Origin of the sequence: Tardiphaga sp. OK245, assembly GCF_900108575.1 — a bacterium.
GTDB lineage: Bacteria > Pseudomonadota > Alphaproteobacteria > Rhizobiales > Xanthobacteraceae > Tardiphaga > Tardiphaga robiniae.
Window position 1 is genome coordinate 249,797 of sequence record NZ_FNWZ01000003.1, and the last position, 13,949, is coordinate 263,745.

General features: G+C 62.5%; 10 protein-coding genes. 7 read left to right on the plus strand and 3 right to left on the minus strand.

Annotated features, from left to right (window positions below):
- The first annotated feature begins 639 nt into the window (after positions 1-639).
- The 5 genes from BLW80_RS13805 (at position 640) to BLW80_RS30915 (ending at position 7,356) form a co-directional block, all read left to right on the plus strand.
- A complete protein-coding gene (locus tag BLW80_RS13805; protein WP_093759080.1) occupies positions 640-1,938 on the plus strand; it encodes an N-acetylmuramoyl-L-alanine amidase in 1,299 nt (432 codons plus the stop codon).
- A gap of 246 nt (positions 1,939-2,184) precedes the next feature.
- Positions 2,185-4,677: a penicillin-binding protein 1A gene (locus tag BLW80_RS13810; protein ID WP_093758405.1), complete on the plus strand. Its 2,493-nt coding sequence runs from the start codon at positions 2,185-2,187 to the stop codon at positions 4,675-4,677.
- Positions 4,678-4,785: 108 nt separating this feature from the next.
- Positions 4,786-5,917 (plus strand): peptide chain release factor 2 gene (prfB, locus tag BLW80_RS13815; protein ID WP_139285829.1). Its coding sequence is split into 2 segments (ribosomal slippage): positions 4,786-4,854 and positions 4,856-5,917, totalling 1,131 coding nucleotides; the frame shifts between segments, so codons are not numbered across the junction.
- Positions 5,918-5,920: 3 nt separating this feature from the next.
- The gene (locus BLW80_RS13820) at positions 5,921-6,799 is read left to right on the plus strand and encodes an NAD(P)-dependent oxidoreductase (protein WP_093758406.1); all 879 of its coding nucleotides are present in this window, start codon (positions 5,921-5,923) and stop codon (positions 6,797-6,799) included.
- A gap of 173 nt (positions 6,800-6,972) precedes the next feature.
- The gene (locus tag BLW80_RS30915) at positions 6,973-7,356 is read left to right on the plus strand and encodes a hypothetical protein (protein WP_116662286.1); all 384 of its coding nucleotides are present in this window, start codon (positions 6,973-6,975) and stop codon (positions 7,354-7,356) included.
- Between the two features lie 84 nt (positions 7,357-7,440).
- On the opposite strand, the gene BLW80_RS13830 is transcribed toward BLW80_RS30915, so the two are convergent.
- Entirely contained in the window at positions 7,441-8,070 is a 630-nt protein-coding gene (locus tag BLW80_RS13830; RefSeq protein ID WP_089264128.1) for a helix-turn-helix domain-containing protein, read from the minus strand.
- A 227-nt stretch (positions 8,071-8,297) separates the two neighbouring features.
- On the opposite strand from BLW80_RS13830, the gene BLW80_RS13835 reads away from it, so the two are divergent.
- Entirely contained in the window at positions 8,298-9,167 is an 870-nt protein-coding gene (locus BLW80_RS13835; protein ID WP_093758407.1) for a fumarylacetoacetate hydrolase family protein, read from the plus strand.
- A 196-nt stretch (positions 9,168-9,363) separates the two neighbouring features.
- Entirely contained in the window at positions 9,364-10,344 is a 981-nt protein-coding gene (locus BLW80_RS13840; protein WP_089264130.1) for a tripartite tricarboxylate transporter substrate binding protein, read from the plus strand.
- Here the strand turns inward: BLW80_RS13840 and BLW80_RS13845 are convergent.
- Both BLW80_RS13845 and BLW80_RS13850 read right to left on the minus strand, forming a co-directional pair.
- A complete protein-coding gene (locus BLW80_RS13845; protein ID WP_210185327.1) occupies positions 10,341-12,488 on the minus strand; it encodes a carbamoyltransferase C-terminal domain-containing protein in 2,148 nt (715 codons plus the stop codon). The two genes, BLW80_RS13840 and BLW80_RS13845, sit on opposite strands and share 4 nt — an antisense overlap.
- A 74-nt stretch (positions 12,489-12,562) precedes the next feature.
- Entirely contained in the window at positions 12,563-13,921 is a 1,359-nt protein-coding gene (locus tag BLW80_RS13850) for a M23 family metallopeptidase (protein ID WP_093759081.1), read from the minus strand.
- Between the last annotated feature and the right edge of the window lie 28 nt (positions 13,922-13,949).

Below are 13,949 nucleotides of genomic sequence, written 5' to 3' on the forward strand. Positions count from 1 at the left end.
GACGCAACGGTCCACCTGATTCGGGGGTGAGGGGAAGGCCGAAACACAGCCCTGAACGCCGTGCCGATCGCGAGGTCAGTGCGGGGCGACGCGCGAGGCTTGGGCCTCGCATCGGCATAGTTCCCACCTGGGTCTCGGTCGGCATCACAGTCTGGCGCATCAAGCGTCGGCCCGTCTGAACATCTTGGCGGCAAAGGCGCCGCCTTTTGCTGACGTCCGGCGCGCCGCAGAACGCGGTCACCGGCTGTCGCATACTCCGCCCGTAAGGCCGGAATAATCGGTCATGAAGTGTCTAAAGCCGCCCCGGGAGCGAGAAAGGACCTGGGACCGGACACCGCCTGGGCTAAGACCGCCTCTCTGGGCAACCGCGCGCTGCGCTGGTTGTAGAGAGGAAGCCGGAAAACGCTGGATCCACCGATAGATGGTCGGGGGAACGAGCGTTGCACCGGGAGGCTGAACGCGACACAACCGGGAGTTAAACCGTCAGCTCTTCGTACATACGAGGAATGGGGGTCGCATGCAAGGGAAGCGTCACAAGGCTGCAACACTCAGGCTTATTCGATATGGCCGACTTAAGCTCCGGTTAACCCTGCAATCCTATTGGGTTAATGAGGGGCTGCTTCGGAGGCAGTGGATTCGTTGACGAGCCGCGCAAACCACATCGTCAGGCTGGCCACGGTGCTCTTCAGCGCCGGTTTCGGGCTGTTTTGGTGCCCGAATTCCGCCCAGGCCGCCGGCGAGACGCCACGCGCGGAAGTCGAGGGCGTTTTCCCGATCGCCTCCGACGTGCGCATCGCCGGTGACGAGAAACAGACCCGTTTCATTCTCGATCTCGACCGGAAGATCCCGCTGCGGGCCTTTGCGCTGGCTGACCCATATCGGGTGGTCATCGATCTTCCCCAGGTCAATTTCCATCTCGATCCCGGCGCCGGGACGGTCTCCCGCGGCCTGATCAAGGCGTTCCGCTACGGTCTGGTGATGCCGGGCGGGTCGCGCATGGTGTTTGACCTGACCGGACCTGCCAAAATCAAGAATTCCTACGCGCTCGATCCCGCCAACGGGCAGCCGGCGCGGATGGTGATCGAGCTCGAATCGGTCGATCGCACCACATTCGTACAGGCGCTGGCGGTTGAGAATCGCCCAGATCTGCGACCGGCCGTCGGAACGACTGCTGCGGCATCTCCGGTTGCCACCAAGGTGGTCGCCAGCGCCGCGCCCGATGCCGCGCCGGACGCCCGTCCAGTCATCGTGATCGATCCCGGTCATGGCGGCATCGACAACGGCACCCAGGCTGGCGGCGAGAGCGAGAAGGGGATCGTGCTGGGTTTCGGTCTGGCCCTGCGTGATCGTCTGGAGAAGCTCGGCAAATACCGCATCGTCATGACCCGTGCCGACGATACGTTCATCCCCCTGGATGAACGGGTGAAGGTGGCGCGCAACCAGTCGGCTGCTTTGTTCGTCTCCATCCATGCCGACGCATTGCCGCGCGGCGAGGGCGATGCGCAGGGCGCCACTGTTTACACACTATCCGACAAGGCCTCCGACGCGGAGGCGGAGCGGCTGGCAGACTCGGAAAACAAGGCGGACGCCATCGCCGGCGTCAATCTGACGGAAGAGCCAACTGACGTTGCCGACATCCTGATCGACTTGGCGCAGCGCGAAACCCGGACCTTCTCGAACCGCTTTGCCCGGCTGGTGGTGGGCGAGATGAAGACCACGGCGCGGATGCACAAGCATCCCCTGAAATCGGCAGGTTTCCGCGTGCTCAAGGCCCCGGACGTCCCCTCGGTGCTGATCGAACTGGGTTACGTGTCCAACAAGGACGATCTCCAGCAACTGATGTCCGAGAACTGGCGCTCCAAGACGGTCGGGGCGGTCGCCAAGGCGATCGACGGGTTCTTCTCCAAGCGGATGGTCTCTGCCGGCCCGGGAAACTGACGACCGGAACTGAAAATGACAAATCTTTCAGTACGAAAGCCCTGGCCTTCAGTATGAAAGCCCTAGTTTGGCCACAGCCGGAGCTCTATAAAAATTTCCGTGTGGCTGTCAGAATCGGTCAAGACTGACGGCCATTTCGGGTTGTCTCCTTGCTGATTTTTGCCGCGGGACTTGTTGCTGACTTCGCGCCCATGGGGGCCGCCGTATGCTATATTGCGGCACAGCGATTGAAACGGATCGTCGATAATGCGTCTGCTGGTGCGGTTTCTGGGTTTCTTGTTCGCTGCAGGAACCGTGGTGTTCCTGGTGGGCGTCGCCGCCGCAGCCGGGCTGATCTGGCATTATTCCAAGGACTTACCGGACTATTCGCAGCTTCAAGATTATGAGCCGCCGGTAATGACGCGCGTCCATGCGGCGGACGGTGCGTTGCTCGGCGAATACTCCAAGGAGCGCCGACTCTATCTGCCGATTCAGGCCGTGCCGAAGCTCGTGATCAACGCGTTCCTCGCGGCCGAAGACAAGAATTTCTACGAGCATGGTGGCCTCGATTATTCGGGCATGGCGCGCGCGATGGTGCTTTACGCGCAGAACCTTGGCTCCAACCGCAGGCCGCAGGGCGCGTCGACGATCACACAGCAGGTTGCGAAGAACTTCCTTCTGACCAACGAGGTCTCCTTTACCCGCAAGATCAAGGAAGCCTTGCTGGCGATGCGCATCGAGCGCACTTATTCGAAGGACAAGATTCTCGAATTGTATCTCAACGAAATCTATCTCGGCCTCGGTGCCTATGGCATCGCCGCCGCCTCGCTGGTCTATTTTGACAAGTCGGTGAACGAACTGACCGTGTCGGAAGCGGCATATCTCGCAGCTTTGCCGAAGGCGCCGTCGTCGCTGCATCCGATCAAGAACCGCGACCGTGCCATCGAGCGCCGCAACTATGTGGTTGATCGTCTGCTGGAGAACGGCTGGATCAAGCAGGCCGATGCCGACAAGGCGCGCAAGGAGACGCTGAGCGTCACCGGCCGCAACAGTTCGGGTCACATCTTTGCCGGCGAGTATTTTGCCGAGGAAGTGCGGCGCGACATCCTGGAACGCTACGGCGAAAAGAAGCTCTATGAGGGCGGCCTGTCGGTCCGCACCACACTGGATCCCAAGCTGCAGGTGATGGCGCGCAAGACCATGACCAACGGCCTGATCAATTTCGACGAGGTGCGTGGCTGGCGCGGGGCGACCAACAAGATCGATATTTCCGGTGACTGGGGCGTGAAGCTCGCCGAGGTCAAGGCGCTATCCGACATCGCGCCGTGGAAGCTCGCGGTCGTGCTGGATGTCAGCGATCAGTCGGCACGGATCGGCTTTCAGCCGGGCCGTGAACTCGGCGGTGCCGTGCTCAAGGATCGCCAGACCGGCATCCTGACGCTGGACGGCGTGCGCTGGGCCAAGCCCGCGGCCGGACCGACGAAGGGCAAAACACCTACGGCCGTGTCGCAGGTTTTGGCCGCGGGCGACGTGATCTATGTCGATCCGCTTACAAACAAGGACGGCTCGGTCGTCGAAGGCCAGTTCCGGCTGCGGCAATATCCGGAAGTGTCCGGTGCCATGGTTGCGATGGATCCCTTGACCGGACGTGTGCTCGCCATGGTCGGCGGCTTCTCGTTCGACCAGAGCCAGTTCAATCGCGCCACGCAGGCCTATCGTCAGCCCGGCTCATCCTTCAAGCCGCTGGTCTATTCGGCAGCGATGGACAATGGCTACACGCCGTCCACCGTCGTAGTCGACGCGCCGATCGAGATCGATCAAGGGCAGGGCGCCGGGGTGTGGCGTCCGGAAAACTATTCGACCGGCAAGTATTACGGCCCGGTGACGCTGCGTAATGCATTGATGCGCTCGCTGAACACCGTGACAGTGCGACTGGCGCAGGACGTCGGCATGCCGCTGATCGGCGAATATGCCAAGCGATTCGGCGTCTATGATGAATTGCCGAACTATCTCTCCTATGCGCTCGGCGCCGGTGAAACGACCGTCATGCGGATGGTGACGGCCTACTCGATGTTCGCCAATGGCGGCCGCCGCGTGAAGTCGACGCTGATCGACCGTATTCAGGACCGCTACGGGCATACGATTTTCAAGCATGACCAGCGCGAATGCCGCGGCTGCGACGCGCCGGAGGGTTGGAAGAACCAGGCCGAGCCGCAGCTCGTCGATCGCCGCGAGCAGGTGCTCGACGCCATGACCGCCTACCAGATCACCTCGATGATGGAAGGCGTCGTGCAGGGCGGCACCGCGACCGTGCTCCGCGAAGTTGGCAAGCCGATCGCCGGCAAGACTGGCACGACCAATGACGAGAAGGATGCATGGTTCATCGGCTTTTCGCCTGACGTCGTGGTCGGTATCTATGTCGGTTACGACAAGCCCCGGAACCTCGGCAACAAGGCCACCGGCGGTGCGCTGGCGGCGCCGATTGCGAAGGACTTCATGAAGCTTGCGCTCGCCGACAAGCCGGCCGTGCCGTTCCGCGTGCCTGCCGGTATCAAGCTGATCCGCGTCGACGCCAAGTCGGGCATGCGCGCCGGACCGGGCGATGGCGGCCGCACCATCCTCGAGGCCTTCAAGCCGGGCACCGCGCCGCCGGACAACTATTCTGTGATCGGTGTCGCCGATGCGGATGGTCGTTCGCTCTCGGTGTCGCCGGAAACCGACCGCAGTTTCATGCGACCGGGAACGGGCGGGCTGTATTGAGGCTCATCTGACCCACAGCAGATCCTTGCGGATTGCGCTTTGCCGCGCACGCCGCTACATCCCGATCACCATTCGTATTGCGGCTGATGCCGCCAGATCAGAGTTTCCATGCGCGCTGAAATCGAACGCCTCGTAGAAGAGATCAAGCAGTCAGTCGGGCTGCTGAGGAGGCATCTTTGACGTCGATGCATCCACGGCACGACTTGCAGAGCTGAACGCTCTCGCCGAAGACCCCAATCTCTGGAACGACCCGCAAAAGGCCCAAAGGCTGATGCAGGAGCGCACCTCGCTAGAGGATTCGCTTCAGGGCATCGGCAAGGTCATGCGCGAACTCGACGATAATATCGAAATGATCGAGCTCGGCGAGGCCGAGGGCGATCAGGGCGTGGTGACCGAAGCCGAGAATGCGCTCAAGGCGCTGAAGAAAGAGGTGGCGCGCCGCGAGCTGGAAGCGCTGCTCTCTGGCGAGGCCGATCGCTTCGACACCTATCTCGAAGTCCATGCCGGCGCCGGCGGCACCGAGAGCCAGGACTGGGCCTCGATGCTGCTGCGCATGTATACGCGCTGGGCTGAAAAGCACGGTTTCAAGATCGAATATCTCGAAGAGACGCAGGGTGAAGAAGCCGGCATCAAATCGGCGACCATCCAGATCTCCGGTCACAATGCCTATGGCTGGCTGAAGACCGAAGGCGGCGTGCATCGTCTGGTGCGTATCTCGCCTTACGACTCAAACGCCCGTCGGCACACGTCGTTCTCGAGCGTTGCGATCTTCCCGGTCGTGGACGACAGCATCAAGATCGATATCAATGAGTCCGATGTGCGCGTCGATACGATGCGTTCAGGCGGCGCCGGCGGTCAGCACGTCAACAAGACAGAGTCGGCCGTCCGTCTCACGCATATTCCGAGCGGCGTGGCCGTGGTCTGTCAGGCTGGCCGTTCGCAGCACAAGAACAAGGCCCAGGCCTGGGACATGCTGCGCGCGCGACTCTATGAGATCGAGCTGAAGAAGCGCGAAGAGAAGGCTGCTGCCGATCAGGCTGCCAAGACCGATATCGGCTGGGGTCACCAGATCCGCTCTTACGTGCTGCAGCCCTATCAGATGGTGAAGGACCTGCGCACCGGCGTGCAGACGTCGGACACCTCAGGCGTGCTCGACGGCGATCTTGATGAGTTCATGGCGGCGACGCTGGCGCAGCGCGCCTTCGGCACGTCGCCAGGTGCCATCGACGACGTGGACTGAGCCATGCCCCATGTTGCGTTCATCGGTTTGGGACGCATGGGGCACGGCATGGCCGGCTGCTATCTCGAAGCCGGCTTCAGCGTTGCCGTCTGGAATCGCAGCAGGGCGAAAGCAGAAGATCTGATCGCACGTGGTGCACGCTGGGCAGCTTCACCGGCGGATGCAGCCGAAGGCGCCGATGCCATCGTCACGATGGTCGCCGATGACGAGGCTTCACAGACTGTGTGGCTCGGCATTGATGGTGCCGGGCGAACCGCGAAGGCGGGCGCGCTGGCGATCGAATGTTCGACCGTGTCGCACCAGCATGCGCTCGACCTTGCCAGGGCGCTGCAGGATCGCGGCCTGATCTATATCGATAGTCCGGTCACTGGTCTGCCGGACGCGGCTGCGAGCGGCAAACTCACGCTGCTGGTCGGCGCGGATATTGCGGACCTCGACAAGGCCCGGCCGTTCCTCGCGCCGCTCGGATCGACGATCCGGCATTTCGGCCCCGTCGGATCGGGTACGGTTTACAAGCTGATCAACAACCTGATGGGCGCAATCCATATCGCTGGGCTCGCCGAAGGTCTGGCCATCGCAGAACATGCCGGGCTGGACATGAAGCTGGTGCTGGAGTCCATCGCGAGCGGCGTCGCGGCAAGCCCACAGGTGCTGCGACATGCGCCGCGGATGGTGGCCCGCGATTATTCAAGTGCATCCTTCACCGCTGCATTGCGCTATAAGGATGCGGCCTATGCTGTGAGATTGGCGGAGCAGCTTTTGCAGGCGAGGCCCCTGGTCGGCGCGGCGGCTGTTGAAGCCTATGAAAAGGCAAAGGCTTTCGCGCCCGACGATGACGAAGCCAAAATGATCGAGCTCATCTCGCAACCGAGAGACGGCTGAGCAAGCTAACCGCCCGCCAAAGTCTGCGGCGTCTTGAAACAGTCGCGTCGCTGCGTGGCCGCTTCCGTTCTTCCTTTCACCCGATATCATCCCGATGCCGGAACTCAATATCCGGCGCTGGCTTATCCTGACGCCGCATGTCGCGGTGTCACGAATTCAACGGGGTGTGGGGCATGAAGAAGATCATTCCAATTCTTGCTGTTGGCGTTGCATTGATGCTGGGCGGCTGCGGCCGCGATCCCGGACCAGCAGGTCCGAAGGGCGAAACCGGCGCGCAGGGGCCGGCCGGTCCGCAGGGTGCGCAAGGCGTTCAGGGCATTCCCGGCGCGCAGGGGCAGGCGGGTGCACAGGGACCTCAAGGTCCGCAGGGCACGCCCGGCGCCAAGGGTGACAAGGGCGATGCGGCACCAGTGAGCTTCCGCGCGGTGCAGGCAGATGGCGCGATTAGCTGCGAGGCGACGGAGACGCTGGTGTCCGTTGTCTGCCCGAGTGGCGGCGCACCGGATGGCACGAAGTGCACCACGACGCCAACCGTTGGTCTCTGCCTGAAGAAGTAATCGTGTGGCAGATTGAAATCGGCTGCTAGCCAACAGGTCCCTCGCTCGCAGGTGAGCGGGGGCCTTCAAACTTGCGGACGCGTGCTAGGCCTTGCCGTCGCTGCGTCGTCCGTAACTCGGAGGCACCGAAATCACGAGGTAGTATTCACACCGGCGCGCGGTCTTGTTCTCGAACCAGTGCTCGACATCGACTTCGAAATACAGCGAGTCACCCTCGTCCAGAACCGTCTCGGTATCCTTGGTGCGCACGGTGACGCGTCCGTGCGTGGCAAGGACGTGTTTGGATGTGCCCTGCGGGTAGGCGGGCAATTTGCCGGTCGAGGTTTTCGGGGGCAGGTGATGCAGGACGACTTCCACTGCCATGCCGGCCATGACGGGCGACAGCAGGAAGCGCTCGAAGCCCGTCTTTGAATCGCGAAAGATCTGGCGTTGATCCTTGCGCACCACAGCGAAGGCCCGGCGCGGCGCGTCGTCGTCGCCCATCAGCGTCGAGAACGATGTTTCCAGAGCCAGCGCGATACGTCGCGCGACCCCGATCGTCGGGCTCTTCTCGCCGCGCTCGACTTTCGACAGCATCGCCCGACTGACACCGGACTGCTTGGAGAACTGCTCCAGGGTCAGGTTGGCCTGTTCACGCAATATGCGAACCCGATCGCCGAATGCGCGACTGACGGGGTCTTCACGAACGACCTTCCGCGTCGCCGGTTTCGCCATATCGGGTGCTGCTCCAATGTCATTCGCGGATGTATCCGCCGGTGATTCCATCTTAGGCGCCGTTGCCCGCCATGTCACATCCTGCTGCGGCAGATGACCGCGTGCGTCTTCTAAAGAATAAATAGCCGGGATGATCAGCTTGCCAAAATCTTCTATCGAAGATAGGTGTATCTTTAGAAGATGCTGGCGATCCGTTCGCCGGACAAGCAGACATATCAGGAGGAAGAATGCACCTTGTTACTTTCCTGCATGAGGGCCGGGCCACGGTTGGCATTGCAGATCAGGCGCTCACTCAGGTCTCGCCGCTGCCGCGCGACGTTGCCCCCGATATGATCGCGCTAATTGCCAATTTCGATAGCCTGAAGGGTACGCTTACCGCTTCAGCGGGCGCGCCCCTTCCTATCGCCAGCGTTGAGCTTCTTGCGCCAATCCCGCGCCCGGCACGCAACGTGTTTTGCGTTGGCAAGAACTACCATGAGCACGCGAAGGAATTCGCGGGCAGCGGTTTCGACTCCTCGGCAAAGGAAGTCGTGCCGGAAGCGCCAGTCATCTTCACGAAGCCGTCGAGCACGGTGATCGGTTCCGGCAAGTCGATTCCGAATTATCTCGATCCGACCGACAGCACCGACTACGAAGGCGAGCTGACGGTCGTCATCGGGCGTGGCGGCCGCGGCATCAAGAAGCAAGACGCGCTGGCGCATGTGTTCGGTTACACGATCATCAATGACGTCACGGCACGCACGCTGCAGCACAAGCATCGTCAGTGGTTCATCGGCAAGGGCATCGACGGTTTCTGCCCGATGGGCCCGGCGATCCTGACCGCTGACGAGATGCCCGACCCGACGAAAATGCGACTGACGACATCCGTCAACGGCGAAAAGCGCCAGGATGCGTCGGTGACCGATCTCATCTTCGACATTCCGACGCTGATCGAGACGCTCTCGGCAGGGATCACGCTGGAGCCGGGCGATCTGATCGCGACCGGAACGCCGGCTGGCGTCGGCCTCGGTTTCACGCCGCCGCGCTTCCTGAAGAAGGGCGACGTGGTTACGATCGAGGTCAGCGGCATCGGCAAACTCGAAAACCCGGTCGGCTGATTAAGCCTACACAGGTTGCGGTTTTGATGAAGAGGCGCGGGGCATCATCTGCCCCACGCTCAATTCTGCGAGCTTCAGCAACTTAGAGCTTTGAAAGAGCTCCAAGGCGCGCAGGCGCTGTCTCCCGAGATGGTGCGTCGTCCCCTGGATGCGACTGAAACCAATGCGTTGCTCAAAAACAAAACGGGAGACAAATATGAAACGTCGTGACTTCATTGCCGGCCTCGGGGGCTTGTCGACGCTCGCTTTGACCGGTCAGGGTGTACGCGCGCAGGAAGCCTGGCCGAGCCGCAACATCACCATGGTCGTGCCATTTCCGGCTGGCGGGCAGGCCGACATCGCCGCACGTCCGGTCGCGAGCTATATGCAGAAGGTCCTCGGCAAGCCGGTCATCATCGACAACCGCAGCGGCGCTGGCGGCTCGCTCGGCAACGCGACCGTTGCCCGCGCCCAGCCTGATGGGCATACGCTGCTGATGACGCTGTCGTCGCTTGCGGTGCTGCCTGAGTCGGATCGCATCTACGATCGGCCGGTCGCCTATGAAGTCGATCAACTGCAGCCTGTTGCGCGCGTGCTCGCAGATCCAACCCTGTTCGCCGTGCCGGCCAGCGCGCCGTGGAAAACGATTCAGGAATTCGTCGCCGACGCCAAGGCGCGACCCGGAGCGATATCATACGGATCGTCGGGCCCGTTCGGTACGTTGCACGTCTCGATGGAGATGTTTGCGATCGCCGCTGGCATCAAGCTGCTCCACGTCCCTTATCGCGGCGCAACGCCTGCGATCAGCGATCTCCTGGGCGGCCAAATCCAGGCGCTGGCCTCGGCGCCGGGCACGCTCAAGCAACATGTCGATGCCGGGACACTGCGTGTTCTCGCGAACTTCGGCGGTGAACGCCTCGCTGCCTTCCCGAATCTGCCGACGTTCAAGGAACTGGGCTATCCCGATGTCGAGTTCTACATCTGGGCCGGTCTGTTCGCGCCGAAGGGAATGCCAGCTCCTGTCGTGACCAAATTGCGCGAGACCATGAAGCAGGCGATGAGCGATCCGGAAGTCACTAAGACATTCGAGGCTGCCGGCAACATGCCCGCCTATCAGGACTCGGAAGAGTTCGCGGCGTTCGTGGCCAAGGACAGCGCGCGTCTGGTTGCCGTCGCAAGGAAGATCGGCAAGGTCTAACTGCGGCTGCGTGTCCACTCCGACAGCCAGGCCGTGAAGCGGCCGCTGTCGCGGGTGCCGCCATGCCAGGCGGCAGTCATCTGACCGTCGCTCGCAACCATCAGCACCACGTCGAGACCCGCCGAACGGCGCAGGGTCTCGACGGCCTGCTGCGGCGTCTGTGCGATCGGGCCAGCGACGTTGAATGAGGTATTCACCGACAGCTCGACGCCGATATGGCGACCGAGCGCCTTGAGATAGGCATAGGTTAGTGGATCGTCCTCGGCGCGGACGATCTGGATACGTCCGGTGCCATCGGCATGGATAACGGCCGGAATTCTCTCCCGTGCATGCGGCTTCGATTGCGCCGTCAGCACCATGTAATTGTAGGCGTTGTAGTTCGCGTCAGACGCGCCTTCCAGCAAATCGAAATACTCGTGCGCCGCGTCAAGTGTCGCCATCGGCGCCAACGGGCGGATCGCCTCGCGATATTTCACGCGTTCATTGAGCCGTTCGCGCGTACCGGCATCGCAGGGATTGGCGAGGATCGAGCGATGGCCGAGCGCACGTGGGCCGGTCTCCGCCGCGCCTTGATAGAGCGCGATGATACCATTCTGCGCGACCATGAAGGCCATCAGGTCGGCAATTGCATCGCAGCCCTCAGGCGTTGAGATATTGCCGATCGTCTGTGTCTTGATGTCATCAGCCTGCAGTGCCGCGGTGATGTCGCCCTGCGTCGGCGCATCACCGCAATAGAAAGCATGCGTCATAGGGGCGCCGCGTGGTGCACCGACAAGATGCGCGAACATCCAGGCCGCGCCGATGGTCACACCGGGATCACCGGGTGTCGGCGGGATCCAGAGATGCAGTCGTTTTGCACGCCCCTGAGCCTGGGTGAACCAGTTCTCGTCGAAATGCTGCAGTAGTCGCATGTTGCCGAGCGCGTTCAGTGCCACGCCGCCGGTGAGCACCAGCCGATGCGCGCCGGTACTGCGCAGCAGATGATCGACGACGTGCTTCATCGCGTCCTCGAACAAAAGCTGCGTCGCTGCCGCTTTATCGAGGCGGTCCTGCGTATCCGGCCGGTGCTGGATATCTTCGACGCGCAGCACGGCGTCCGGATTCCAGAGCTGATCTGGTTTGAGCGGCTCGCCGAGAATCTTGATCAATGCGGACTTATAAGGCGCCTCGAACGGGTCGCAGTACCAGTTGCCCATGGCGCGGTTGAGCTGGATCTCACCATTTGCACCGAAATGCAGCACCTCGCGCAAGCGTGCGTAATACGGATTGCTGGCGCGGTCCATGTCGCCCCAGGCGGCCGCGCCCATATAGCGGCCCTCGCTGGAGAGCCAAGTCCAGCCGCCCTGTGTCGACGAGATGACGCTGTAGAACGCACCCAAGGAGTCGAAGACGCTGTTATTGCAATAGAGCCGCTGCATCTCGCCATGCTTGGCGACATAGAGCGAGACCGAGCCCAGATCCCCTGTACCGTCCAGCACGGCGATCGCGACCGGTTCGTCATCGGGGAAGGGCGATGCGGCAAAGGAGAACCAGGCGTGGTTGTCGTGATGGGGCACCATCAGCAGCGGGACACGCGCGGGCAGGCCGAATTGCTTGCGGAGCAGCTTCGGGGTCCGCGTCATCTGCTCGAGGCGCCGTGCGTCGAAGCTGACGGAGTTCTTGGTGCGCAGCAGCTTCAATCCGTCGGGAAGTTCTTCGACGATGCTTCGCACCAGCGTGCCGAGCAGATCGGGATAGTCCCAGGTCGTCATCCATGCATCGATATCGGCGACGTCACGGCCCATCGCTTGCAGCGTGACGCGCATCGCATCGAGTGCTGCGCGCGGATATTGCGTGGTGTGCTTGTCGCCCGAGAAGCGCTCTTCTTCGTTGTTGATGATGAGGCGCGGACCGTGAGCCTGCGTGACTTCGACCAGCGCCACGCCGGAATTGTGCGTGCCGGGCAGTCCGAGGCCGGCGAGCAGAACCGTTTCGCCGCGCGCCAGCTTGGCGCGGAGCTCCGAGATGCGACGGACCGTAAAGTGGGAGTCGTTGGCGTGAAATCCTGCCAGCGTCATCGCCCAGGTCGCGACCCGACGTGTGGCGCGGAAACAGAACCGGCCGAGGCGGGGGAAACGGGGACCGATGCGTTGGGGGGATTTCAACGGGCTGCCTCGGATTGACGGAGACCCGCTTCAATCACATCAAGGGCAGGGCAACAATGCCCCGCATGCCGCAATTAGCCTGCGTTGAGGCGCACGCCGGCGCGGAGAAATTTCTGCGGGTCGACGGCCTCGCCGTCAATCCGGGTTTCATAGTGCAGATGCGGACCGGTGGAGCGGCCGGTCGAGCCCACTTGGCCGATCACCTGGCCGATCTTGATGACATCGCCGACCTTGACGTTGATCACGGACATATGGCCGTAGCGGGTCGACAATCCGTTGCCATGGTCGATCTCGACCATGCGGCCGTAGCCGCCGGCGTAGGCCGCGGAGACGACGCGGCCATTGGCGGTGGCACGGATCGGATCCCCGGTAGCACCGCGGAAATCGAGGCCGGTATGCATCGCAGGACGGCCGAGGAACGGATCGCTGCGCACGCCAAAGCCTGAGGTGAATTCAACTTCGCCGACGACCGGCTTGCGGTAGGGCACCAGCGCCATCGTCCGGTTGAGCTTGTCCATCTGCGCGCGGGTCACGTGGATGCGGTAGAGTTGGCGTTCGAACGGATCCGCGCTCGATGACAATTTGACCGGCACAAACGGGCCGCCCATGGGCGCGCGCGGTGTGGCGGATTCGAGTTTCGCCATATTCAGCCCGAGGTCCGAGATCGCGCCGCGCATGCGACGAACCTTGGAGTCCATGGATTCTTCGGCCGCGGCGAGTGTCGCAATCTGGCGGCTCTCGACCTGATCGAGAGAGGCCTGCAGGCGACCAATCACGTTGTCGACGCCGCCTAGTTTGGCGAACTGGTTAGGTTGCTGGGCCGTGAGCGCAGGGGTGCGGGACTCAAGCCGCGCTTCGCGATCCGGCGGCGCCACGAAGGTCACCGTGTCGCTGATCGGCGACGGCTTGGGGATCGATGTCGTAGGCTCGATCGCGGCGCCACGGGCCGGCGGCTTGCCGATCGAACCTGTAACAGACAGATCGGGCATGGTGCCGAGCGCCGTGGCGCGCGATTCCAGCGTGGTCTGCCGGCGCATGACCTGATCGAGCTTTTGGTCGAACTGTTCCTGGTCCAGCATCTGGCGGCTGGTGGTACGGTCGATCTTTGCGCGGAGTTCGGCGATGCGATCTTCGTAGGCATATTGCATGTCCGCCTGGCGCGCGATGAGCTTGGTCAGCACGTCGTCGCGAAAGGCAAAGTAAGTGGCTGTGGCCGCAGACCATGCCCCCAGCACGGTCACCGTGCCGACGACGATCCAGAACACCACAGGCCCGATGCGGACCTGCTTGCCGCCATGAGCAATCGTATAGTCGCTTTGATTGGCTTTCGGGGGCGGCGCCTTGACCGGCCCGACGCGGCGCGCCTGTGGCCGTCCATGGTCATGTGCGTGGTGCTGAGGGTACTCGGCATATTGGGTAGGGCGGTTCGACATCAGCACTCCTGATGCCAGCCGGAGACTC